Here is a 25248-nt window from a genome sequence, read left to right as displayed (position 1 = left end):
CATCAAGATGAGGTGCGTATCCTTACATCTTGCTGTTAGAACTTAGCTTCTTAGAATTTCTTATAGGAGACAAACTCAATGAGTTATATGAAAACCCTTTTGTGCACGTCACTCTTTTTAACGCAAACGATGATCCATGCAGGATCTTTAGAAACATCTCTCATGGATAATGCCGAAAACTGCTCTCACTGCCCTATTCACCACTCTTTGAATGGAAAAAAGGGAGGAGTTTCGATGGTTCAAGTCAAAGGTTATGATGATGGATCTACAACGCAAAGTTTAGGGACAAGTGGCAATTCTAGTAGCAATAGTCTCAGTTCTTCTCAAGATCTAGAGCTTCAGTTTTCAGGAGAGTTTCTCTATTTAAGAGCTATTGAAGAAGGGTTAGATTATGCACTGCTCTCTCCTGTACAAAAAGGATCAGAAAACACCTTTTTAGCAGGCGGCGCTTGGGGTTCAGTGAGCCGGATTCAACCAGGCTTTCATGCAGGGTACCGTGTGGGGGCCTCTTACGCACCTTCTAACGGAAAACTTCAAGCTTCTGTACAGTGGATGCATTACAAGCTCACTTCTTTAAGTAGCGTGAATGTTCCCTCTCCTGCAATCTCTCCAGTACAGCCTACAGATATCATTTGGCCTAATTGGGCTCTTCAATGGGGAGTTCCTAATGCCCAAGAGGCGCTAGCTAGCTGGAATTTAAAGATGGATGTTGTTGATGCAACAATGGGAGCTCAGTTTTCTCCTGGAAAAGTTGTATCTGTTAGACCCTTTGCAGGGTTTAGAGGAGCTAGCATCCGTCAAACTCTTGCTGCAAACTATCTGCAAGTTTATATGAATACAGGCGCTAGCACAGACAACGGGGAAACAGTTTATAACCCCACCTATACAGCCATGAGTCCAACTGCGCATTGGAAAAACCAAGGGTACGGGATTGTAGGAGGTGTTGATACGCAGCTCATGTTAGGACAAGGGTTCTCCTTTTTCTGCCAAGGAACCGGCTCTTTACTGATGGGAAGAATTCACCCTCTTTTCACTCAAGACACTGTAGGTCTTCCTACAGACGGTGTTTTACCTCCTGCTCAGCAAAACATGCATGTGACAAATGCTCAATTTGTGACAACACCTGTCTTTGAAGCTATAGCGGGTATTGGGTATCAACACGATTGGAAAAAAGTGGGAGTGGATCTTAAACTGGGATGGGAAGAGCAGTTTTGGGGTAATCAAAACTTCATGCCCCGTTTCTTAAGCCAATCAGGGTCTGGATACAGCTTTAATGACAGCGGAAGCTTAAGTTTAGGAGGCTATAGCATCAAGGCAACACTTAAGTTTTAATGAACTGATCGTAGAATACTTTTTATAGTTAAGGAAGCCTCTTAGGGAGTCACTCTAAGAGGCTTCTTTTTTATTCATAGAGGCTTAAATATGACGATTGGAAAGCTCTCTCTTCTTATTGATGCTTTTAAACAGCCTTCTTCAGAAGGTGGATTTTCAGTAGACTTGAAAATTAAAGAATAGTTTTTTCAGTTCAAAACGAGCACACCTCATCATTAGATTGAGCATTAAAGATGCAAAAAAATCTTCCATTAGATATGTTTAGTTTCATTCATGAGGGCCTATTTTTCTATCAACAAATCATCTAAAATGGACCCCACTTTGTCAAGAGAGCAACATGTGAGAGATCTTAAGATAACAGCATGGCTCACTAAAAATCTTTACTAAGGATGTTATGCGTATTTCAAATATTCACGCCTCACCTATTCAAAATTTGAATGCTACTCTTAACCTCGAGAGTCGTGAATCAAGTTTAGTCATCTTGGGAGAAGAACTAGGCCAACTTAAGACGATAGAAGGGTTGCCCCATCACATCGTACTTAAAGGTGATGTCACACTTTGTTTTGCTAATATCCACTCTTTTTCCCTTTTAAAATCTAAAGATGTTGAGATAGAGGGGAGCCTTTCCTGTGAAAATCGATCTTTTTCTGAATTTCTTGGTCAAGATAGGGAGGATTTTCAAGAAAATCAGCATGGCTTTTTTCCCCAAAAGCTTAAAGTTAACGGCAATGTCGTGTTTTCAGCAGTCTCTGAACTATCTTCATTGCCTAAAATATTTGAAGTTAAAGGTAACCTTGACCTATCTGAGTGCATAGCTCTTACTCAATTACCCAATAGGCTAAAAGTGCAGGGTGATTTAGATCTGTCTGGATGCACGGCTCTTACGCTTCTTCCTCAAGAGTGTGAAGTACAAGGAAGCGCTATTCTCTCTGATTGTATAGGTCTTACAGCACTACCAAATGGGTTTAAAATAAGTGGCGATTTAGACCTATCTCATTGTACAAGCTTGATAGCTCTCCCTAAAGAGCTTGAAGTACAAGGAAGGTTTCACCTGCCCGGTTGTACAGCTCTTACAGCGCTACCCAATAGGCTTAAAGTGGGAGGTGATTTAGACCTATCTAACTGTACAAGCCTTACATTTCTTCCTGAAGGACTTGAAGTACAAGAAATGCTTGATCTCTCCGGTTGTACAGCTCTTACAGCAATACCAAGTGGGCTTAAAGTGGGGGGTGATTTAGATCTCTCAAATTGTACAAGTTTGATATTTCTTCCTGAAGGACTTGAAGTACAAGCCATGCTTGATCTGCTTAGATGTATAGCTCTTACTACGCTCCCAAACGGACTTAAAGTAAAGGGGGATTTAGATCTCTCAGATTGTACAAGCCTTACGTTTTTTCCTGAGAAACTTGAAGTACAAGGAAGGCTTAGTTTATCTGGATGTACAGCGCTCACTGCAATACCGAAGGGATTTAAGGTAGAGGGCTCTTTAGATTGCTCGGATTGTAAAGGTCTTACACACATTCCTGAAGGGCTCAACGTGCCAGGAAACCTTAACCTTTCTCATTGTATATCTCTAACTGCACTACCTAATGGGCTTAAAGTAGGAGGGGATTTTAATCTCTCAGGATGTAAACAGCTAACACGTCTTCCTGAAGAACTTGAAGTACAAGGAAGGTTTAATCTCTCTCACTGTACAGCGCTAACTACAATCCCTAAGGGATTTAAAGTAAAGAAGTCTCTGAATCTCTCTCACTGTACAAGCCTTACACACCTTCCGGAAGAACTTGAAGTGCAAGGAAGGCTTAACCTATTTGGTTGTACAGCTCTAATAACAATGCCAAGTAGACTTCAAGTTAAGAATTCTTTGAATCTCTCTCATTGTATACAGCTGACTACATTACCCGATCAACTAGAGCTGGGTGGCGATTTAGATTTGAGTGGATGCACTAGCCTCTCATCTTTACCTCATTGGGTAGCTACTCTGGGGTATTGTTCTGATGGAGATATCCGCTCTATCGATCTTACAGGATCTGGACTCTCTCCTTTGATTATTCAGAGATTACAAGCGGAAGCTCTGAATCATGCAGGGGTTCAGTTTTACTTTTCTGAAGATGCTGTAGAAGCATACATCATGGAGTTTGAAGCTCTCCTTCCAGCTCTTGAATTTTGGGAAAAAGAAGCCAAAGAGGCGCCCATAGATCTTGAAACAATCTGCTATAAGCTTCACCAACTCCTCACTCAAGTGCAAGATCATGAAAACCTTTTAACATTTCTGATGCGTCTAACAGGGACTGCAGATTTTTATAATGCAGCAACAAGAGAATTTTTAGCAAAACGTGTCCTTAAGCTGATTCAGCTCATGGCTCAAAATACAGAGATATGTCATCATGCCGCTTTCCTCATTCATCAAGGACTCTCTTCTTGTGATGATAGAGTCATGACGACCTTAAGTGATATGGGCTTTTATCAAAAACTCCAGGATCTACAACATCCTTCTGTAAAGGCTGAAGAGCTCAAAAAATCTGCAAAAGGTTTTTTCTTCCTGGAACAGCTGAGTCAAAAAATTGAAAAGCATATCAATACACTGCAGTTTGTGGATGAAGTAGAGGTGTACATGGCATTTCATATCAGGTTACAGAAGATGCTAAATCTTCCGATTGATATCCAAAATATGCTTTTTAGAAAATGTGTTGCCATTTCTAATGAGGAAATTGACCATATAGGAAAAGAGCTTTTAGAAGGATTTTCAGAGGAGGCCTTTAACTCCTTTTTAATGAGCTGGGACCCTTGGAACCTGTATCAAAGGCGATTATCTGTCCTTGATTGGGATCATCTTCCTATGGCAAATAAAAGGATGTTTTCTACAGATATTTGTCCTTACCTGCAAGATCTTCCCACGCGCCCTGTACTCTATAATCATGTTGTCTACGATTACGATGCATTCGTGAAAAGATATATCCAAGAAGGGGTGGATCTATACGGGGTAAAAGTGCAGATTAAGAATCTTTTGCGAATGAAATCTTCCTTAGCAGAGTCTTCTACTTTAGAAGATGGGAAAGAAGAAGATTCTCTGATCAAACAAGAGCTGAAGAAACTTAAAAAATAACGATTCAGATCCCTCTCTCTCTACACACTTGCTTAGAAAGAAAGGGATTATCTCGTTCTTAAAAATAGAGGGGGAGGCATATTTTTTAAAGAAGATGCTGCACAAGAGTACAATAAAAATGCAGCGGCTAGCTGATCTATCCTGAGGAAGATAACGCTTTTTATCATAAAAGCTATGAATCCACATCAAAAGCGTAAAATTCAAGAGAGAAAAGAGACCTATTCTCCGCATGTTCGCGCCAGCTGTTAACGAAGAGAATTGTCATGCGTCAAGACTGAAGAATAGTAGACCGTCTATTGAAAAATTCCTTCTTATTTTCTAAAATGACTTTACATATTTTTTATTAAGGAGAAAGCGGTGGGTTTTAAAACAAAAGGTGCTTGCACCGGGTGCAAAGAAATCCTCACTCCAGGGAGAGGGGAGGCGCATTTACTTAAGTGTAAAGAGACACTACAACTTTTACAATCGGGGGAAAAATTAGAGGAAGGATATATCATCCGGATTTCTTGGGTTGAAGAACCTAATGTGTATTGGATGTTTGTCGCTGTTCCTAAAACACTTGCCCTCATTGATCTAGATGACTTCTTAAGAGAGATCTGGCTTGAGTGTTGCGGTCACATGAGTGAGTTTACGATTTTAGGAAAAGAGTATGTGTCTCATACCTATTCGGGCAGCCCGAGTAAAGTGATGAAAAAACATTTAGGAGAGATTGTCTTTGAAGGGCTAGAATTTGAATATACATACGATATGGGCTCTTCGACCTATCTTCTCTTAAAGGTTTTAGAAGCTATTGACGCTACTCCCTCTCATCAAGTCACGCTTCTCATGCGTAATGACCCTCCTCCCTTTGTGTGTGAAAAATGCAAAAAGCCAGCTGAAATCATTTGCATGGTGTGCGGAGCCACAATCTGTAAAAAGTGTCAAAAAAAACACCCTTGTGTAGAAAAAGAAGAAGCTACTTATATGTTAATGCCGCTTGTGAACTCTCCAAGAACAGGTGTGTGCGGTTATGGGGATGAAGAGATCTAAAAGATCAAGCCTTCTTTCTTTAAGAGGGTTTATTTTTTTAAGAGAGAAGATACGGTATTAAGATTAAAAGAGTTCCTAGCTCCTCTGAAGAGGAGCTTAGGGTAAGGTGCATTAGAATGTTAAAGAGGCCTTTAACGTGTAGCCAGAGAGCCCAAGATTGCCGTGACTGGTTCTTGTGGTTCCGTGATTAAATTCTGAGATAAAAAGAGAAGAGAGGTTTTGCTTTGCAAAGATTTGCTCTTCCCAACCGACTTGAATTTCAAGTCCTCCTTGTTCCCAATCCTGCGTGTAAGAAAGACCCGTATTGAGCTCAAAGACAGGAGCGTTAAACCAAAAACGGTTCTTAATTTCTGCTTGCTCTCCTGTTTGAGTTCCAATGGTTCCAGTAGGTATTAAAGTTTCTTGGAGCGTAGGATGAGATCTTCCTACAAGAAGAGCTGCAGTGCCTTTAGCAAAAAAGGATATCCCTTTAAATAAGAAATAGTTTGTCTCAGCACCTCCTACAGGGCCGTAGCTACTGACATTCCAATCTAAGTTGGTTAAAGCCGTATGAGAGCTCTCTCCTGCATCTCCAGGAAAAGCCGTGTTATTATATTGCGCGATAATATGTTGAGAGATCCAGGCAGATCTTGCTCCTAAAAAAGGACGGAGGGAAAAGCTTTTTGAGATATTAAAAAGAGAGTTATACGTTAAATCGACACAGTTCATTTTAAGAGACCAAAGACCCTGTGCAGAAGTGGCATAAGGATCATCGTTTTGATTTGCAAAGAGAGGATAGATGATTTGAGCGGGTGAGGGTGTAATAGAGCTTAGAGTATCCATTGCATAGTGCATATAGTTTAAAGAAAGCTCTCCTCTTGCATGAGGCACTAAATAACTAGCCCCTACTCGGTATCCTGGTTTAAAACTTGGCTGAAAGTGCGCAAATTTTCCTATTAGAGCAGTGAGAGGAGGTTTAGCTTTTGTTCCTAAAGAGGTGATTAGGCCGTAATTAAGCCCCTCTTGAGTAGCTCTTAAGTAAAGATATTCTCCGCTGATTTTAAATAAACTTCTATTTGAAGGAAGAGATACCTGAGAAGGCTCTTCTACCCCCAGCATATCCTCTGAAGAGAGCGCAATCCCTTGAGTAAAGACCTTTTGAGAAGAGGTTTCTTCAGTCAAATGCTCTTCACTTTGATGAGGAGTGAAGTGGCACTTTTCACAAGAGGCATTAAGATCTGCAATTAAAGCTTGATGGGTGAGTACAATAGAGCTGAGTAATAGATATTTGGCATAGTTCATGAAGTATTTCTCCTTATCTATCTCTCTGATATTGGATTCTTTACAGGGGATATTCCTGAAGAAGAAAACAGTAATTTTTTCAAGAGAGAAGACCTAAAATGGTTATAATTTCTTCATCTCAAAATCAGGAAATTTTGTAAACCAAATAGTCTATTTTTAAGGAGTAAAGGTTATGATGCTGAGTGCATGATGATTTCCCCCATTGAAACTGTTTGGAGAGTTCCTGAGGGTAAAAGAAGCTGTAAACTCCCATCTGGTAATAGAGAGTGGCAAATCCCTTGAATAGGCCCTTGAGGGAGCTTAAGAGTCACGCTCTTGCCTTGATAGGCAATATACTTTTTAAAATAGGGAAGAAACGGCTCAAAGCCATGCGTCATTAATAACTCTAAATTTTTTGTAAAATGCTTGAGAAGAGGCTCTACAAAAGTGGAAGGGTTGATAAGAGTGCCAGTCCATTCACAAAGGGACGTGACAGGTTGATCAATGTGCGCATACTCTTCCTTAGTCAGATTGACATTAAGCCCAAGCCCAATCACAACGCCTACTCTTTGATTGATCACAACTGTTTCTGTGAGTATCCCTCCAATTTTGCGGTAATCCAGTAACAAATCATTGGGCCATTTGAGCATGAGAGTGATCCCTTTTTCTAATAGCATCTCATGACACGCCATCGCCATGATTTGCCCTAAATTCAGAATATAACTTAAGTAAGAGGGAAGTGTTAAAAAAAGAGAGAGGTAAAGGTTTTTATCTTTGGGAGAAATCCATTTGCGGTTGTATCTTCCTCTTCCTGCTGTTTGTTCTAGCGCTGTAATGCAGGTGAGGTGATGAGGATGAAAATGCAGGGCATTTTCTTTTGCAAAGGTGTTTGTAGAGTTAATGGATTCTAAATGGATATAATCAATGATCATCATTTATACGAGAGATGGTCGAGATAATATCGGATTTCAAGTATTCTTCAAAGGAAGATGTTTGACTACCGTTATATATTCCGCGTTGATCTACGTATGATTGTGATTTTGCTCTCCCTCATGACAATCAGTACGCTTGTGATTGCTTCAATGACAACAGAGGGGGATTCTACCGCTTTTTTAACCCCCAGTGCTAAATCTCAAATACAGTGGTTTATTTTGGGATGGGGTGTCTTTTTTTTCTTTACCGGGATTGATTATAGAAAACTCAAGTCTTGGTCTTGGGTGCTCTACGGCATCATCATCCTTTTACTTGTAGGGTTATTTTTTACGACCCCGATTCAAAATGTGCACAGGTGGTACCGCATTCCAGGGATTGGAAGGGCGTTTCAACCCTCTGAATATGCAAAACTGATCGTTGTGATCACGCTGAGTACTTTTTTAGAAATGCGGGGAAGATCTACGCATTTATTAAGGACTGCCTTTGAAGCGCTTTTACTTGTTTTCATCCCCTTTGTCTTGATATTAAAAGAGCCCGATTTAGGAACAGCTCTTGTTCTTTATCCCATTGCCCTTGTGATGTTTTATTTGGGAGGGATACGGCAAAAAATTGTCAGGTGGCTAGCTATTTTAGGGGGAATTGGGCTCTTAAGTGTTGGCCTCATTTTTACAGGGACGATTTCTCATGAGAAGATCCGTCCTGTTGCGACCCAATTCATTAAAGAGTATCAATATGAAAGGTTAAACCCTTACACCTATCACCAACAAGCATCTCAAACAGCGATATCCTTAGGGGGTATCACAGGCCGGGGGTGGTTAGAAGGCGATTTTTCAGGTAAGGAGTGGCTCCCTGCCGCACATACCGATTCTGTCTTTGCCGCCTTTGCAGAAGAATTTGGACTGATGGGAATCTTTTTTATCCTTTTGTGTTTTTTCGGTTTGATTTATTTGAGTTTTCAGGTTACAGCTGGAGCTAAAGATGCATTTGGAAGATTTTTATCTGCTGGCATTGCCACCTATCTTGCCATGCAAGTGATTGTTAACATTGGAATGATGGTGGGATTTTTGCCCATTACCGGAGTTCCTTTAATCCTCATCACATATGGAGGGTCTTCTGTAGTCTCTTCTATGATGGCACTGGGGATTTTACAAAGTATTTATAGCCGTAGGTTTATGTTTTGATTAAGCATCATCAATTTATTTTTGCCCCAGGCCTTTGGATGGGCGAGGGAACCATTAAGCTCAGTCTTCTTAAAGAAGAGCTGATCTTTTCAACTAAGTGGAATACGTATGCTCAAGATTCTAGCGGGCTGATTGAGTGCATGCAACAAATCTGTGTTCAAGATGTGGCAGAGCCTGTCTATAATCAACTGATTTTTTCTGATGTCACCCTTAACCGTTTTACCGTTGAATTTCAAAGCGCCTCTTTAGGGAAATTAATGGGAAAAGGACTCACAACTGAGCATAAAATCGCTTGGGAGTTTAAAGCAGAAGATATCGGATTTGAGGGGCTCGAGATCTATGAAAAAGTAGATGAAAATAGATACCAGATGTATGCAGAGTATGCAACACAAGATGAATTAAGAACCGTGATTAAAGGAGTGATATGGCAAGTAATTTCTTAAAAAAGAAAGGGATCTATTTTCTTTTTCTCCTGACGCTTAGTTGTACAAGTACGCTTCTCATGACACGGCCTGAATTTGATCAAATTACGCTTGGAGCCCGGGTAGAGACAGTCATTTCTGCGTACGGCCCGCCCTACTCTATTCATTCGCATTCTGAGGGGATAGAAGAGTATAAATACATTGAAAGGGTGCTAGGGAGCAATGAAGTGGTTGAAGAAAATCGGTATACACTTGTTGTGAAAAATGGAGTAGTGATTTCAAAACGGTATAATCAAGAGTTTCCTTCTCCTTATCACGAATTTTCTGATGATGATCCAAATACCTTAGCAGACTAAGGGCGTCTTCAGATCTAGGAGAGAGAAATAAAAAAGCCTCTCTTTTTTATGCATCCATAAAGAAAGAGAGGCTTTTTAAAAGCTTTAAGCTTTGATTTTAATATCAACGCCTGCAGCGACAGGAAGAACTTTCAACTTGTCGATGGTATCAGGAGTTGGGCTTAAAATGTCGAGCATCCGGATATGTGTACGGATCTCAAACTGCTCGCGTGACTTACGGTCAACGTGAGGAGATCTAAGAACAGTATACACTTCCCTTTGAGTCGGAAGAGGAATAGGTCCAGCAATCCGAGCGCCCGTGCGCTTTGCTGTTTCGACAATGTCAATTGTGGCACGGTCGAGAACACGCTGATCGTATCCTTTAAGGCGGATCCGAATTTTTTGGCGAGGTTGTTTTGCCATGGGCGAATATCCTTATTTTTTAGAAATTTTTTCTTGAATGTTTGCTGGCACTTTCTCAAAGTGGCTCGGTTCCATAGTATAAGTACCACGGCCTGAGGTAATTGAGCGTAATTGAGTTGAATAACCAAACATTTCTCCAAGAGGAATTTCAGATTCAATCTCAACAAGACCTTTCGTAGAATTTTGGTTCATGATTCTTCCACGACGTTTGTTAATATCTCCAATCACATCCCCAATATGCGAATCAGGAGTTGTCACAACAACTTTCATGATCGGTTCAAGGATGACAGGTTGACATTTACGTGCTGCGTCTTTAAGAGCCATAGAAGCACAAATCTTAAAGGCCATTTCATTCGAGTCAACTTCGTGATAAGAACCGTATACGATGGCAACTTTGACATCGACAAGAGGGTATCCAGCAAGTGTTCCTGTTGTGAGTCCTTCATTGACCCCTTTGATAACAGCTGGGATGTATTCTTTAGGAATCGATCCCCCAACAATCTTACTTTCAACGATGTTCCCTTTTCCTTTCTCATTCGGCTCAATCTCTAAACAAACGTGAGCGTATTGACCCCTGCCCCCGGATTGTTTAACATATTTCGTCTCGATTTTTCCAGGAATGGTGATGGTTTCTTTGTAAGCCACTTCCGGTTTCCCAACGTTAGCTTCCACAGAAAATTCTCTTAACATTCTGTCTCTTAAGATATCTAAGTGAAGTTCACCCATTCCAGCGATAATGGTTTGGCCTGTCTCTTCGTTAGTTGAGACGCGGAATGTTGGATCTTCTTCAGAAAGGGAAGAGAGCGCTTGAGCCAGCTTTTCTCTATCTGCTTTGGATTTAGGTTCAATAGCCATAGAAATCACAGGATCAGGAAATACCATTTTCTCAAGAAGAAGCTCTTGTCCTTCAGAACAAAGAGTATCTCCAGTTGAGGTGTATTTCAGTCCAATACATGCAGCAATATCCCCTGTAAAGAACTCATCTCTGTCTCTACGTTGGTTAGCATGCATTTCAAGAAGTCTTGAAACTCTTTCCCGTTTTTCTTTTGTGGTATTAATTAAGCTTGTTCCCTTTGAAAGAACACCTGAATAAATACGCACGAAAGTGAGTCTTCCTACATACGGATCTGACATGATTTTAAAGGCAAGTGCAGAAAGAGGACTGTTGTCATCAGGAGTGATTTCAAGAGGCTCTTCTGTCTTCATATTGATCCCTTTAATCGTTCCACGATCAAGAGGAGATGGCATCCAGCGGACAATCGCATCTAAAAGAGGTTGAATTCCTTTATTTTTGAAAGCTGTTCCACAAAGGACAGGATTGATTTTGAGTTCAACCACCCCTTGACGAATCATGGCATGAATTTCATCTTCTGTTAAGCTGTTTGGGTCTTCTAAAACTTTAACCATGAATGTTTCGTTGCTCTCATCAATGGTTGCAAGCTCTTCGATCATCTCTTGGCGCAGCTTTTGGCATTTCTCTAAAAGATCGTGAGGAATATCGGCTTCTTCGTATTTAGCACCAAGTGTTTCATCTAAGAAAAGGTAAGCTCTCATTGTCACGAGATCAACCATTCCTTTAAATTCAGACTCTGCGCCAATAGGGCAATGAACGATTAGGGGATTTGCTCCTAGCTTATCTCTCATCGTATTGACAGCATTAAAATAGTCAGCTCCAATACGGTCCATTTTGTTCACAAAAGCAATTCTTGGAACACCGTAGCGGTTTGCTTGACGCCATACCGTTTCAGATTGAGGTTGAACCCCAGCTACTGCATCAAATACAGCGACTGCACCGTCAAGAACGCGAAGAGATCTCTCTACTTCGATGGTAAAATCGACGTGACCTGGAGTGTCAATGATGTTGATTTTACTTCCTTGCCAGTAAACAGTGGTTGAAGCTGAAGTGATGGTAATACCACGCTCTTTTTCCTGCTCCATGAAGTCCATGGTTGCAGCTCCTTCGTGAACTTCTCCCATTTTATGAAGACGTCCAGAATAGTAGAGAATACGTTCTGTAGTGGTTGTTTTCCCAGCATCAATGTGAGCCATGATCCCGATGTTTCTGACATTTTTCAGAATATCGGTTTCAGGACGTTTACTTAATTGGTTAGCCATGTTTGATTACCCCTACCATTTATAGTGAGCAAACGCTTTGTTAGCCTCTGCCATTTTGTGAGTATCATCTTTCTTCTTAATCGAAGAACCTTGATTGTTGAAACAATCAGACAGCTCTTGAGAAAGCCCTTCTTCCATGGATCTGCCGACTTTTTCTCTTGCATAGTGAGTGATCCATTTCATTGCCATCGAAGTGCGTCTGTCAGCTGGAATTTCAATAGGAACTTGATAGGTAGCACCACCAATACGGCGAGATTTAACTTCTAGAGAAGGCTTTGCATTCTCTAAAGCTTGTTCAAATGCAGCAAGAGGATCTTCTGCTTTAACTTTTTTAGCAAATTGCTCGATTGCTGCATAAACAATACGACGAGCGGTAGATTTTTTTCCGCTGAACATGAGTTTATTGATGAATTTAGCAAGAACAATGCTGTTATATAGAGGATCAGGCTCTATCGTACGCTTTACAGCGCGTTTTCTTCGTGACATCTTAGGGTTCCTTAACTTTTTATTTTCTTCACTGTGCTCTAAATGGATAAATTCCATCAGAGCGAGCTCTTTTCTGAGCTAGAATGACTTTACAGAAGTCATCCTCAATTACTTATCTGTAGAAATAGAGAGATCTACAGTTTTTTAGAGGGGTCTAAACCGCTCTACTTAGGCCGTTTAGCACCGTATTTTGACCGGCTTTGTTTACGGTCTTTTACTGCAGCACAGTCTAAAGCTCCTCGAACGATATGGTAACGTACACCAGGAAGGTCTTTTACTCTTCCGCCTCTTACGAGTACAATGCTGTGCTCTTGGAGGTTGTGCCCTTCGCCACCGATATAAGCAATGACTTCTTGCCCATTCGAAAGACGAACCCAAGCCACTTTTCTAAGCGCTGAGTTAGGTTTCTTAGGAGTTTTAGTCTTGACTTGCAAGCAAACGCCTCGTTTTTGAGGACACTCTTGCAAAGCAGGTGATTTACAACGTTTTGCTTTTCGTCCCCGCCCTGTTTTGACTAATTGATTAATTGTCGGCATCAGTTTTCCTTAAAATAATTCAATGTGAAAAAGAATTGCTCCTGAACATGCATATCCAAAGAACTCTTTTTCTGGTAGAGAGGATAACTTAAGAGGGATTTTTTTTGCAAAAAAATAGAGTAGAAGAAAAGAAGATCTTTAAGGGAAAGAGAAGAGGGTAGAGCCTAAGGACAAATTCAAAAATATTTAACCTTGTTATTGAAGGGATTTACTTTTGATCAAAAGGGAGAAGGAAGGTTTCAAGTGGTTCTCCCTTAAATTTTAATAAAAAATATTTCACGCTCTCTTTATCTACCACTCTGATCTTTTTAATACGCCTTTTTTATATTTGTATTCTAACTCAAGACTTCCTAAGACTATGAACACAGATAGTTTCAGTCCTACATAAAATGCTCCTGTAAAGCCTAGCATCAAGAGGTTAGCTTTTATTAACAATTGATATCCTAACGGGAGATATCCCAGCGCTTTTTCGAACTGAGTAGGAACAACTTGGATAGCTTTTTTTAAGAGGGTGTAGTTTTTCGTAAGGCAATAAAGAGCCATCAAAGCAGCTCCTGATATCGCGCTAATTTTTAAGATTTGATAAATGAGCTGTTTCTTTTTTCTTTGGATAGCAAGTTCAAGGGAAGGGACTGTGGTTAAATGGGTAAGTAAAGCTTGAGGGTTATGGCTTCTTAAAGCTTGGTCACTTGCTAAACTATTATCCATCCATTCATAGACTCTTTTAGTTTTTTCTTGATCAAGCTGTTTTTGATAGGCAAGATAGAGTTGATGGTCTTCAGGATTGGGATTTTTTAATGAAATATTTGAAATAGATATCCCCTTTGAGAGTTTTTTTTGAATCAAAGATCCATGAGAGGCGTCTTGAAAAGAAGGTAGCGGGATTTCCTTAATGAGTTCTTGTTTAATATGGCGCGTCATCCTATCGATCATCCGGTCTATAGATAGATATTCTGCAAATGTAAGTTCTTGATACATGAAGAGAGAATTGAGATTAGTTTTCTCTGAGTCCACGAAGGATTGCGCTAAGTCGGGTGCAGGAGTTGTAAGACCTTCAATTTTCTGCTGGTGTTGTAGATTCTCTAATTTAATCAATTGAAAATATTTTTCCACAGCTTCTATCCGAACCAAATTAGAGAAGTGTTTATCTACATGATACCCTTCTAAGGTGTCAGTGGATAGTTGACGGAATTTTAATTGAGCGATCTCATAGAAATTATAAAGGTGATCTTCTTCTTCTTCAGAGTACCTCAGAGTGAGCGATCTATAGGCTTCTTTACACTGAATCAAAGTGTAGGGATCAAAGATATTGAGGAACGAAATTGGAAGTGGATGGTTTCTCATGAGAAAGGAACGATCGATTTCATGAGGAGGATGTTGTTCTTGAAGAGCTTTTTCAAAATAGGTATTTTTAGGAATAGAAGGAGGCACTTGTGTGTAATAAAATTGCTTGATTAAATTCATGATACTCATTGAGCAGCTCCTAATTTTTCAAATAAATCTCTTGTTAAACTACATTGTGCTGGAATGAATATTCGGTAAGTATACCAATTGCTTAAGCCATCGCTGAGATCTTTTTCATTTTCAAGAGAAAGTTTTTTCAGCCTCCTGAGCTTGAGAATTTGTTTTGTATTCATCTTATAAATCGATTCAATTTTTTCATGCATCGGTTTAAACTGTCTTAACATAAAAGCAGCTAGTACAAAAAGCTCATCAGGTGAGAGGTTTTTGATATCTTGTTTGATGAGAGCTGTTAATTCCTCACTAGACCGAGTGAAAAAACTGTTTTCCTTTCGCATAATCTGCTCGATTTCATCCATTGTGAGACCATCGATAATATGAGATTTTTTTAGTAAACGTTCGATTTTTTTGAAAATTTTGTTCCAAATCCCTGTTTTATTTTCGAAATATTTTTTTGGATGCGTGAGAGTAGAAATAGATTTTTTACAAAGAGGGCAAGGAGAGTCTGCTAGAGAGTAGTCAGGATTTTTCCGTGTGAGTTTGATGGCGACGGAAAAGAACTCAAAGATATGTCCGCAGTTTGTAATGACAGGAAAGATCATGGGCTGATGAGAAATAGGACAGTTTTGTTCGGGGGTATCCATATCAGCTAGAAATAGACGCGTGATTTCAAAAGCTTTATTCGAAGCTTGATAAGAGTGACTAAAGGCCTCATCACGAATAGAGACGGCTCTTATTCTATGATATTGTACATAGGGAATGCCACCTACAAGTCCTGAAATCACCCCTGTACATAAGCCTGTAAGGAGTAATTGTACCGAGTCTGTTCGATGAATGTAATTACGTGCATGATGGTACACTCTTTGGTAGAGAGGATAGTGTTCGCGGTGAAGACGTAAGGAGGGAACGTGTACGGGTTTCCACGCACCTAATAACTTGACAGCTACCGCACTAGCTCCTAGCATGAGTCCTATTGTAGAGGTCATTTTTAGAAAATAGAGAGCCGTGTTAATAGGCTGATCCAAAACGTTATTTAAAGCCATTCGATCTCGTTCTGGACTAGAGGAGAGAAAACGGTTTTCTTCGGTATTAATTGTAAAAGAGAGAAGAGAGGGAAACTCTTCAGGTTGATGAGCTAGCTGATTAGAACTCACTACAATGGACATAATAAACCTTTTTTATGAATGGTGTATTTTTCTCATATTAGATACCTTTTGAAATTCGCAAAAAAAACCTCAATTTAGATTTCAGGTGACCCCTAAGAAGCTAAATGATAATTACTGATTTTGAAAATCTCAAAAGACCTCTATTGTTAAATCTTCAGTTATTTCAATTAAGAACATACGGATTTAAAGTTAATTAAGGCAAGCTGTTTTTTTTATTAAAAATGAGATGACTCTTTTACAAGAGATCTTAAGCTGCACATTTTGATCTCATTTAAAAAGCCATCTTCTTGACGTTCAGGACCTTAAGGAGGTAGCTTGAATGCCACTACTCTTTTGGCTATCTAATTTTTCTTTTAAAGCAATATATCCTGTAGGAACTAAAGAGAAAAGGTAGAGAAAGAGGGTGGCTACAGGCTTTATTCTTAAGGAAAAAATCAAGATCATTTGGCTAACTAAAAGCTGATTTGAGGTGCTGAGTTGATTAAAGGCAAACGTTCCTTTAGCTAGGATTTTTCCTAACAGTTTCTTGTTTTTCATTCCCCAATAAAACGTCAAGAAAGCCCCTCCAGAAATCAAGCTGATTTGAATCATCTTTTTAATCAGGCGCGCTTTTCTATCAAAGAGCTCTTGTTCAAGTGAGGGAATTGTTGTGAGATGAGTGAGTAAAGCAGTAGAATCAAGATCTCTTATCTTTTTATCCAAAGTTAACGCTTGATCAAACCATTTAAAGACCCGTTTATCCCGTTCTTCATACAGTTTTTGCTGATACGTAGAATAGAGTTTTTGATCTTCAAAATTCGGTTTCCATAAACTCACAATTGCAAGAGGATATTTTCTAGACATTCCATTTTGAATTGTTGTTATATGCATTTCATTTTGAAATTGAGGAAAGGGCATTTCCTGAATGATCTCTTGCTCAAAATGCATGGCAATACGGCCTGTGATCCGCTGCATGAAGAGTTGCTCGGTGAAGGTCACATCTGGATGGCAACGATAGGTATCAGAGTAAAAATATGATTGATTCACTATAGGGCTTCTTAGTCCTTCTAATAGGGGATTTTCCTGAATGGCATGTCTGATTTTAGGAGCCTCTTTTTTAATCACGCAAAACAAGGTTTCAATTGCCTTCAAGTTAATCCTATAGGAAAGGTGTTTATCTGTATGATACCCTTCAATGCTTCCAAGTGACATATAGCTAGCATGAGATTGAACAAGTGTTCCAAACAAACGAGACCCATTACCTCCTTCAAGATCTAGAGGCACAATCGGTCTATAAGCCTCTTTGCACTGAAGAAGCTTAAATGCATTAAAGTTATCCATACGCTTTGAAGGCACATAGAGATCTTTCATCAGAAAAGATTGATCAAAAACATAGAGAAAAGGCATCTCTTGAAAAAAATTTCCAAATTGGTGAGTAAAGGAGAAGGAAGGATTTATTCTATCGGAGTAGATTTGTTTCATCGCTTGGATAATATTCATTCTCTAACTCCTAATTTTTCAAATAAAGTTCTTGTTAATGGGCAGTTTTGGGGAATAAAGTCTCTTCGTTGATACCATAGATGTAAATTTTTTATGAGTTTAGGGCCATCATCAGGAGTAATTTTTTCTAATCTCATAAGTTCAGAAATTTGCGTAAGGCTCATGTCATAAATGATTTTGATTTTGTGGTGCATGGGTTTAAATTGGGTTAATATAAGAGCTGCTAGTGCAAAGAGCTCATCTGGTTGAAGTTCTTTTTGAGAATGATGAAGTAGATGAGTTATTTCATCTACAGGGCGCTCTAAAAAGAACCGTCCTCTATGAATTAATGACTCAATTTCACTCGTTGTGGCCCCATCCATAATATGCGACTTAGTCAGAAGATTTTCTAATTGCTCAAAAATTTTATGGCTGCCGTGGTGCATTATGTTGAGTTTATCCGCATCATAATCAATATTAGAAATAAAACTCCTACAAAGAGGACATAGACGGCTAGTTGATTGGCGGCTCTCGGATGGGAGCATCATTAATGATAATGAAAAAAGTTCAAAAACATGTCCACAATTTATTGTGACAGGAAATGCCAAGAGTTCCTGAGAAATAGGGCATATCCAATTTGATCGCTCAATTTTATTCTCTACAAAGATATTCATGATTTCAAACGCTTTATTAGAAGCTTCATGAGAGTGTTGAAAAGCTTTCGTTCGAATAGGAATGACCTTTAATAGAGTATAAGCGCCATGGAATAATCCAAAATAATGCGCTGTCGTCACACCTATTGCTAAGGAACTTCTGATGATGTTTAAATACATGGATTGATTAACCGAATTTTGAAAACGGCGATAAATGGATTGATTCAGAGGCGGTGGATTTGTTGGAAGTACTGCAGCAGTTTGAGCACTTTCTTGATTGCCCAATAACTTAACCATCACGGCTCCAACTCCTAAGGTCAGTCCAATTCCTGCACCTGTTCCTAAAAAACGGAGATAGTTAAGGGCTGCTTGATCAACCGCTTGGACCATAGCACCTCGATCTCGTGCAAAACTAAATTTTAGAAAAACGGGGGTTTCAGGAATAAATTCAAAAGAGAGAAAGGAGGGCAAGTCTCCTAATTGAGGACAAGAGGATCCAGCATGGATAGGGTTAGACATAATAAACCTTTTTTGTTCAGGGTATATTTATCTAATACTAGACCTCTTTTGAAGCTCACAACGGAAGCTCTCATTTAGATCCTTCAGGAGCTAAATGCATTTCATCATCTTTAGCTCAAGAGAGGCATCTTTAAAACCTTCTTGAGATATCAATCATGAAAATGGTTTCCGCTTAATTGAGAACTTCAAAGGATTTCTACTATTAAACGTTAATTTGTGTTAATCAAAACAATACAGGTGGGGGAATAATTTGAGCAAGCTTTTTTCCTTAAAAGAATCAATGCTAAGAGGATAACTCTTTTAAGGAAAAATTTTGATGTAGAAAATGGTTCAATTTTTTTAACCTAAAGGCTTGTTAGAAAAGAGCTTCTATCACACCGTATTCATTCTATAGAGCGATCACCCTCTTGAATCAAGGATCAAGAGGATGAGTGGTTAGAGATAAAAAAGCTTCTTTGCTGATTTACCTATTAAGAATGATAGTCTCTTACTCCATTTGAAATAGCAAAATATATTGTAAAGATCGGTTGGTTCAAAGCAAAGAGCCTATAAGGATATGTCTCTTTAAGACATGTAAAACACACTCTCATTCACAAGCTTCATGACTTTCGATCAGATGGAATAACTCAGTTACTCTCTTACACGGTTCAGGAATGCATCTTTTCTGGTCGTACCACTCTATGAGTTGGAGGATAAGTGTACTAGAGGTATCCAAAGAAAGATCCCTTCTCCGTGATATTTCGGTGAGTTGATGAAATGCTGTTTGGTAAATCGCATAGAGATTATGTTCGAAGGGAATAAATTGTTTGATGATGAAGGCAGTAAGAGCCACAATTTCATCTGGTAAAAGTTTTTCTGGAGTGCGGTGAATGAGCTGATTTAATTCTTCCAAGGGACGTCGAAGAATAGGACTTCCTCTTGAGATCATCAAAGAGATCTCTTGTCTTTCCATCTCTTTTATGACAGATGGCTGTATTAATAACTGCTCGAGTTTTATAAAAATATGGCGGCCGTTTTTACGGATCAGATCCGATTTTTCTAAATCATGATTCATTTCTGAAAGAGGAGCCGTGCATGTAGGGCAGAGATATTTTTTTGTTAAAGAGCCTTCATTACACGTCCGAATTTCTGCTGCAAGAGAAAAAAGTTCAAATACATGATGACACGGACTCTTCATCGGAAATGCCATCATCTTTTGAGAGAGAGGGCATATTAAATCTGAGGCTTGAACCTGGTCAATGAGAAATAGATTTAAAATATTTGAAGCGATTTCAGAAAGATTTTGACGCTTTTGATAGTGTACAGGGATCAGTGCCACCTTCGTGATATAGGTGCGGTGATGAAGAGATCGTAAAATGGAGCTAGCTGCTATATCAATGAGCATACTTAAGGTGATGATGTATAAAAGTGAGGCTTGCTGAAGTAAGTATTTTATCAAGGGCGTTAAGGGCTTACACATCACAGCATATAAGAGTAAATGCACGGGGGCTGTTTTTTTGAGAGTTCTTACAATGACAAAAGTAGAGGCTGTCATTAAGGCCATTGTTCCTAGGAGAGCGCCTCCTATAAGAGTATAAGCTGTGATTTTATGCAGAGTTTCAAGCGCAATTTGATTGGTGAGTTTTTGGAGTGCATGGAAATCTTTTTTAATATGTATTTCTAAAAAAAGATTAGACTCTTGATCCAGTTTAAAGGAAGCAAAGGAGGGCAGATCTCCTAGCCACCGGCGAGGAGATTGGGTAGGTATAGACATAATAAACCTTTTTTATTCAGGGTATATTTATCTAATACTAAAAGTCTTTTGAATTTCACAAGAAAAGTTGTTATGGATCCTCTTTATAGGATCCTTAAAACATGTTTTCATCTTAGATTATCCTTTCTCAAAGGGTCCATGATGAAAAGACTTTCTCGTTAATTTGAGAAACTCAAAGGATTTCTACTATTAAACGTTAAAGGGGTCACATTAGAAGATACCGATGAGGGAATAATTTGGGCAAGAAGTTTTACTTAAAAGAGTTAGGCCTTCTATCTCTTAGGTTATTAAAGGACACAGTACACTTACATCTTTTAGCTATTGAATAGGGAGGGCAATTTTTAGAGGGTTAAACGTGAATCAGCATCTTCTATAGCGTGAGAAAATACTCTGATAAAGGACTTCTTAAGATTTCAGATGAGTCTCTTACCTCTTTAGATAAGAGACTCATCTGATAGAGACTTTCAATTACTCTTTCATGGAAATCAAAAACTCAATATTGCTATTAGTTTTCTTGAGACGTCCTGTTAAGAGGTTCATTGCATCAAGAGGAGAGAGGTCAGCAAGAGCTTGTCTCATGAGATAGATTTTCTCTAACTCTTCAGGGTGACAAAGGAGCTCTTCTTTCCTTGTTCCACTCTTAATGAGATCAATCGCTGGATAAGTTCTTCTATCTGCTAAGCGCCGGTCTAGGACAAGCTCCATATTACCGGTTCCTTTGAACTCTTCAAAGATCACCTCGTCCATACGAGACCCTGTATCAATCAGCGTTGTCGCGATGATGGTGAGAGATCCCCCTTCTTCGACATTACGGGCCGCTCCAAAAATTCTTTTTGGCTTATGCAGCGCGTTCGCATCAATACCACCGCTCAAGATTTTACCAGAATGCGGCTGGATCGTGTTATACGCTCTTGCAAGTCTTGTGAGAGAGTCAAGAAGAATGACCACATCGTGATGGTATTCTACAAGTCTTCTTGCTTTTTCAATCGCCATTTCAGCAACCTGTACGTGTCTTTCTGGCGGCTCATCAAAGGTTGAAGAAACCACTTCCCCTTTCACGCTTCTCATCATATCTGTCACCTCTTCAGGCCGTTCGTCGATGAGAAGAACAATTAAGATCACATCAGGGTTGTTGGTCGTGATGGCGTTTGCAATATTTTGCAAAATAACGGTTTTACCGGTTCTTGGAGGCGCTACAATAAGACCGCGCTGTCCCATCCCAATAGGCGCTGCAAGATCTAGCACCCGGGTTGTGAGCTTATCTTTACCTGTTTCCATGACAAGCCGCTTATTGGGATAAAGAGGTGTTAAGTTTTCAAATAAGATCCGGTTACGGGCAGCTTCTGGAGGGCGGTTGTTGATTTTATCCACTTTAAGAAGAGCGAAATATTTCTCTTTTTCTTTAGGAGATCTAATGGTTCCATAGACAGTGTCTCCTTTTTTTAAATCAAACCGGCGAATTTGGGCAGGAGAGACATAGATGTCTTCAGCAGAAGGGAGGTAGTTGTAGTTAGGAGATCTTAAAAATCCAAAGCCATCCGGAAGAACTTCTAGCACCCCTTCACCCACTAAGATTTCTGTGGGAGATTCTGCTTTAGCTTTAACGATTTCAAAAACAAGCTGAGACTTTGCGATCGATCCTAAGTTAAGCCCCATCGCTCTTGCAACGTTATTAAGCTCTTCCACTTCCATTCTTTGGAGATCTGCAATTTTTGTGATTTGTTCTTGAGATGTGAGTGGAGGGGAAAGAGATGAAGTGGCTTCAGAAGGGATTTCTGAATCTGGTTGAGATGGGTCGGATTTCATTCGGGCTCCTTGCATAAATTGGGCATTAGCTTAAAAATTTCTTTTTTTATAGCGACTCTGTCGCCTTAAGGTTCTTATGAGAGCACCCTCTTATCGGCATTTCATGCAATGGGGCATGGAAAAGAGAGTGCCTGTTTTTTTTAATTCTTTTCTTCTCTCTTACTTTGAAGGGTCAAAGAAAGAGAGGGGGCTACAGCGTCAATATCACACTTCTCTATGCATGTCATCAAGAAGAGGCGCTTCAGGGGTAAAAATCTAAAAAAGCAGATTTTACCTCTTAGATCAAAAATAAAATTTAACCCTTGCCTGTCCTATTCACAGAATGAGAGCTTCTTAACAGAAGAGTTTCATTGAGTTTGAAAACACACTAGTTGTAATTTTTCTATTAAATTGGTGATTTGTCATGACGTTAGGCCCTAGGAAATTTATCAATTTGCCTTACCTAGGACTTTTAAGAGTGCTTAGAATTACAAGTAACTCTATCAGCATCAACTCTTTAACCTTCCGTTTTCTGCATCAGGCGGCAAATCAGTGATTCACCTCATGTAAAAAACCTGTATTGGATGGTTTACTTAACGTTAACACTCTCCCCAATTTTTTCCAATGGAAATGTGGACTTCTAAAGGAACTTTTAGCTGCATGACGCCCTCCATTTGACGCTTCACTTCATGAGATAAAGAGGGCATTTCGCTTTGAGGCGCTTCAAAAAGAAGTTCATCGTGAATCTGCAGTAGCATATGGCATTGGGGTTTTTCTTTTAAATAGGTATCGATATTGATCATAGCCATTTTAATGAGATCGGCCGCTGAGCCTTGAAGAGGGGTGTTAATCGCTAGCCTTTCAGAGGCATTTCTAATGAGGGGATTTTTGCTCACGATATCAGGAATTGGCCGTTTTCTTCCTGTCATCGTGATGGCGTATCCTGTCTTTCTTGCGGACTCTTTACAAGACTCTAGAAAATCTTTTACTCTTTTATACCGATCAAAATAGGTGTCAATGAATTGAGATGCTTCATGATACGTAATGCCAAGACCTTGTGAGAGCCCAAACGCTTGTTGTCCGTAGAGGACCCCAAAGTTCACAGCTTTTGCTCTTTGACGCATCTCATAAGACACTTCTTTTAAAGGGACATTAAAGACGAGAGAAGCTGTATAAGCGTGAACGTCTTCCCCTGCATTAAACGCTTCAAGAAGGGCAGGGTCTTCACTTAAGTGAGCAAGAAGCCGAAGTTCAATTTGAGAGTAGTCAGCAGAAAGAAATAACCCGTCTTGATCTTGAGGCTTAAACGACTCTCTAATTTTTTTTCCTAAAAGAGATTTAATCGGAATATTTTGTAAATTTGGATCTTGGCAAGAGAGCCTTCCTGTTGAGGCAACAGATTGATTAAAGGTAGGATGAACGCGGTGAGTAGAGGGATTGATTTGAGAGGGCAGCGGAGCGATGTAGGTGGATCTTAGTTTTTCTAACCCGCGGTATTCAAGAACAAGAGCTGCAAGAGGAACAGTTTCTTTTAGCTCTTCTAAAACAGCTGCGTTTGTGGAATACCCGGTTGTATTTTTTTTCAGCGGAGTGACCTGCATCTTTTCAAAGAGAAGGTGGCTGAGCTGTTTAGGGGAATTAATATTAAATGATTCTCCTGCAAGAGCGTATATCTTTTTTTCTAACTCTTTTTGAGAAGACTCTAGTGTATCTGCTAATTGACTTAAGGATACAGTATCTACAAAAATCCCTTTTCTCTCCATTTTAAGAAGAACAGGAATTAACGGGATTTCAATATCATAAAGAGTGCTATGCAGCTGATTTTTCTCAATTTCAGGGGCAAATTTTTCTTTTAATCTTGCTGTATAATCCACATCTTCACAGCAGTAAAGGCTCACCTTTTCAACGGAGACATCTTGCATGGATTTTTGATCTTTCCCTTTTCCAATCAAATCGGTGATTGGTGTTTTATGAAAATCAAAATGCGAAAGCGCAAGTTCATCGAGGTTGTGGCGGTGATTTTGCGGCGTTAGAAGATAAGAGGCTAGCATCGTATCAAATCCCACCTGAGGAAGGGGGAGGTTTTCATTGATAAGGGCATGTAGATCAAACTTAATATGATGCCCATAACAAGAAAGTGTAGGCGTTTGAAAAAGCGAGGTGAGCTGATTTCGGATGGTAGATTGATCTAACAATCCGTTAAACGGGATGTACCACGCCGCATGAGGCTTAGAAGAGAGCCCAATCCCTACAATCTCTGTATTCATAGAGTTAAGAGATGTGGTTTCTGTATCTAGACAAATAGAGGCCTCTTGTTTTAAAAGAGTACACACCTCTTGAAGCTCTTCTAACGTATTCACAAGCTTATAACTTGTTTTTTCTGGGACTTTAGGAGAAAGAGCTTCGAGCTCTTTTAAAAAAGAGAAGAGCTGAAGGTTGTGGTAAAACTGCTTGATTTCTTCATGCTGAAGCGGTTTTTTCAAAAAGAAAAGAGCGTCTTTAGGAAAGGGAATAAAAAGGTTAATCGTGGCAAGCTTTTGGCTTAAAAGAGCCATATCTTTTCCTTTTTGAAGAGCCTCTTGTTTTTTTTGACCTGGCACCTTATCACTATTTTCAAGGAGCGTGTTTAAATCTCCAAATTGCTCAAGTAAAGAGGAAGCTGTTTTAGGTCCAAACCCTTCAACTCCTGGAATATTATCAGAAGCATCACCAACTAGTGCTAGATAGTCAATTATTTGATGAGGATAAACCCCAAACAGCTCTTTGACTTTTTCGGTATTGACTTCTAGGTAATCTTTACTGGGATTTAAGAGATGAATATGATCTGATACAAGTTGGCATAAATCTTTATCACTACTACACAGTCTCACTTCGGTCTCAAGACTAGCTGCCCATACAGCGATGCTTCCAATCGTGTCATCAGCCTCTACTCCTTCAATGGAAAGAGAGGGAAGGCCTCTTAACTCACACCACTTTCTTGCAAGGTCCAGCTGAGGGACAAGATCTTGTGGCATTTCCTTACGGTGGCTTTTATAATCTGCATAAAGATCGGATCTGCTTTTTTTATTATTGATTCCATCAAACACCACAACGACATGATCAGAAGGGAAGTCCGTCATGAGTTTATTGATGGATCTGATGAATCCAAAAATGGCATTGGTTGACATGCCTTCATGATTTGTCATAGGAGCAATGCCGTAATACGCTCTAAAGAGAAAGTTTACGGCATCAATAATTAGCAGTTTTTTCATGAGATATATTCCAGTTTAGAAGAATTTTACCTCATTTATCATAT

General features: G+C 39.5%; 20 protein-coding genes. 7 read left to right on the top strand and 13 right to left on the bottom strand.

All coding sequences use genetic code 11. The annotated features are described in order from the left end of the window. Positions 1 to 87 precede the first annotated feature (87 nt). The 3 genes from ACI7T6_RS06075 (at position 88) to ACI7T6_RS06065 (ending at position 5467) form a co-directional block, all read left to right on the top strand. Positions 88 to 1332, top strand: a complete 1245-nt coding sequence (locus ACI7T6_RS06075) for an Lpg1974 family pore-forming outer membrane protein (RefSeq protein ID WP_404665486.1) — start codon at positions 88 to 90, stop codon at positions 1330 to 1332. 394 nt (positions 1333 to 1726) lie between these two features. Beyond that, complete coding sequence (locus ACI7T6_RS06070) at positions 1727 to 4438, top strand: NEL-type E3 ubiquitin ligase domain-containing protein (protein WP_404665485.1); 2712 nt, start codon at positions 1727 to 1729, stop codon at positions 4436 to 4438. A gap of 357 nt (positions 4439 to 4795) precedes the next feature. After that, positions 4796 to 5467 carry a hypothetical protein gene (locus ACI7T6_RS06065; protein ID WP_404665484.1) on the top strand — a complete coding sequence of 224 codons (672 nt, stop codon included), beginning with the start codon at positions 4796 to 4798 and terminating at the stop codon, positions 5465 to 5467. 111 nt (positions 5468 to 5578) lie between these two features. Here the strand turns inward: ACI7T6_RS06065 and ACI7T6_RS06060 are convergent, their stop codons facing one another. Both ACI7T6_RS06060 and ACI7T6_RS06055 read right to left on the bottom strand, forming a co-directional pair. Then, the gene (locus ACI7T6_RS06060) at positions 5579 to 6748 is read right to left on the bottom strand and encodes an Lpg1974 family pore-forming outer membrane protein (RefSeq protein ID WP_404665483.1); all 1170 of its coding nucleotides are present in this window, start codon (positions 6746 to 6748) and stop codon (positions 5579 to 5581) included. Positions 6749 to 6918: 170 nt separating this feature from the next. Continuing rightward, positions 6919 to 7659 (bottom strand): biotin--[acetyl-CoA-carboxylase] ligase, encoded by a 741-nt coding sequence (locus ACI7T6_RS06055; protein ID WP_404665482.1) that lies wholly within the window; start codon positions 7657 to 7659, stop codon positions 6919 to 6921. Positions 7660 to 7716: 57 nt separating this feature from the next. Between ACI7T6_RS06055 and ACI7T6_RS06050 the strand changes: the two genes are divergently transcribed. From ACI7T6_RS06050 to ACI7T6_RS06040, 3 genes are read left to right on the top strand one after another with little or no spacing between them, the layout of a single operon-like run. Continuing rightward, positions 7717 to 8841: an FtsW/RodA/SpoVE family cell cycle protein gene (locus ACI7T6_RS06050; protein ID WP_404665481.1), complete on the top strand. Its 1125-nt coding sequence runs from the start codon at positions 7717 to 7719 to the stop codon at positions 8839 to 8841. Next, a complete protein-coding gene (locus ACI7T6_RS06045) occupies positions 8838 to 9284 on the top strand; it encodes a hypothetical protein (protein WP_404665480.1) in 447 nt (148 codons plus the stop codon). Before ACI7T6_RS06050 ends, ACI7T6_RS06045 begins: the two co-directional genes overlap by 4 nt. Beyond that, positions 9266 to 9619, top strand: coding sequence for a hypothetical protein (locus ACI7T6_RS06040; RefSeq protein WP_404665479.1), 354 nt, complete (start codon positions 9266 to 9268; stop codon positions 9617 to 9619). The genes ACI7T6_RS06045 and ACI7T6_RS06040 overlap by 19 nt, the downstream gene beginning before the upstream one ends. Before the next feature lie 84 nt (positions 9620 to 9703). On the opposite strand, the gene rpsJ is transcribed toward ACI7T6_RS06040, so the two are convergent. The 10 genes from rpsJ to rho all read right to left on the bottom strand — a co-directional run bounded on the left by rpsJ (position 9704) and on the right by rho (position 21974). Beyond that, positions 9704 to 10021, bottom strand: a complete 318-nt coding sequence (gene rpsJ, locus ACI7T6_RS06035; RefSeq protein WP_404665478.1) for a 30S ribosomal protein S10 — start codon at positions 10019 to 10021, stop codon at positions 9704 to 9706. A 12-nt stretch (positions 10022 to 10033) separates the two neighbouring features. After that, positions 10034 to 12136, bottom strand: coding sequence for an elongation factor G (gene fusA, locus ACI7T6_RS06030; RefSeq protein ID WP_404665477.1), 2103 nt, complete (start codon positions 12134 to 12136; stop codon positions 10034 to 10036). 12 nt (positions 12137 to 12148) lie between these two features. Further along, a complete protein-coding gene (gene rpsG, locus ACI7T6_RS06025; RefSeq protein WP_404665476.1) occupies positions 12149 to 12622 on the bottom strand; it encodes a 30S ribosomal protein S7 in 474 nt (157 codons plus the stop codon). Positions 12623 to 12786: 164 nt separating this feature from the next. Continuing rightward, on the bottom strand, positions 12787 to 13158 hold the full coding sequence (gene rpsL, locus ACI7T6_RS06020; RefSeq protein WP_404665475.1) for a 30S ribosomal protein S12: 372 nt from the start codon (positions 13156 to 13158) through the stop codon (positions 12787 to 12789). A gap of 291 nt (positions 13159 to 13449) precedes the next feature. Then, complete coding sequence (locus ACI7T6_RS06015) at positions 13450 to 14631, bottom strand: hypothetical protein (RefSeq protein WP_404665474.1); 1182 nt, start codon at positions 14629 to 14631, stop codon at positions 13450 to 13452. Further along, positions 14628 to 15785, bottom strand: a complete 1158-nt coding sequence (locus tag ACI7T6_RS06010; protein ID WP_404665473.1) for a hypothetical protein — start codon at positions 15783 to 15785, stop codon at positions 14628 to 14630. Before ACI7T6_RS06010 ends, ACI7T6_RS06015 begins: the two co-directional genes overlap by 4 nt. Before the next feature lie 294 nt (positions 15786 to 16079). Next, a complete protein-coding gene (locus ACI7T6_RS06005; protein WP_404665472.1) occupies positions 16080 to 17264 on the bottom strand; it encodes a hypothetical protein in 1185 nt (394 codons plus the stop codon). Beyond that, a complete protein-coding gene (locus tag ACI7T6_RS06000) occupies positions 17261 to 18415 on the bottom strand; it encodes a hypothetical protein (RefSeq protein WP_404665471.1) in 1155 nt (384 codons plus the stop codon). Before ACI7T6_RS06000 ends, ACI7T6_RS06005 begins: the two co-directional genes overlap by 4 nt. Before the next feature lie 586 nt (positions 18416 to 19001). Continuing rightward, complete coding sequence (locus ACI7T6_RS05995; RefSeq protein ID WP_404665470.1) at positions 19002 to 20168, bottom strand: hypothetical protein; 1167 nt, start codon at positions 20166 to 20168, stop codon at positions 19002 to 19004. A gap of 468 nt (positions 20169 to 20636) precedes the next feature. Continuing rightward, complete coding sequence (rho, locus tag ACI7T6_RS05990; RefSeq protein WP_404665469.1) at positions 20637 to 21974, bottom strand: transcription termination factor Rho; 1338 nt, start codon at positions 21972 to 21974, stop codon at positions 20637 to 20639. 76 nt (positions 21975 to 22050) lie between these two features. Here rho and ACI7T6_RS05985 point away from each other — a divergent pair, with 76 nt between their 5' ends. Continuing rightward, entirely contained in the window at positions 22051 to 22233 is a 183-nt protein-coding gene (locus ACI7T6_RS05985) for a hypothetical protein (RefSeq protein WP_404665468.1), read from the top strand. A 319-nt stretch (positions 22234 to 22552) separates the two neighbouring features. Here ACI7T6_RS05985 and polA read toward each other — a convergent pair whose 3' ends face one another. Then, complete coding sequence (gene polA, locus ACI7T6_RS05980; RefSeq protein WP_404665467.1) at positions 22553 to 25204, bottom strand: DNA polymerase I; 2652 nt, start codon at positions 25202 to 25204, stop codon at positions 22553 to 22555. Between the last annotated feature and the right edge of the window lie 44 nt (positions 25205 to 25248).

The sequence above is a fragment of the Rhabdochlamydiaceae symbiont of Dictyostelium giganteum genome, assembly GCF_964291045.1.
Classification (GTDB): Bacteria; Chlamydiota; Chlamydiia; order Chlamydiales; family Rhabdochlamydiaceae; genus PALSA-1444.
Note: the sequence above shows the minus strand (reverse complement) of the source record. Positions and strands in the feature narration are given on the sequence as shown.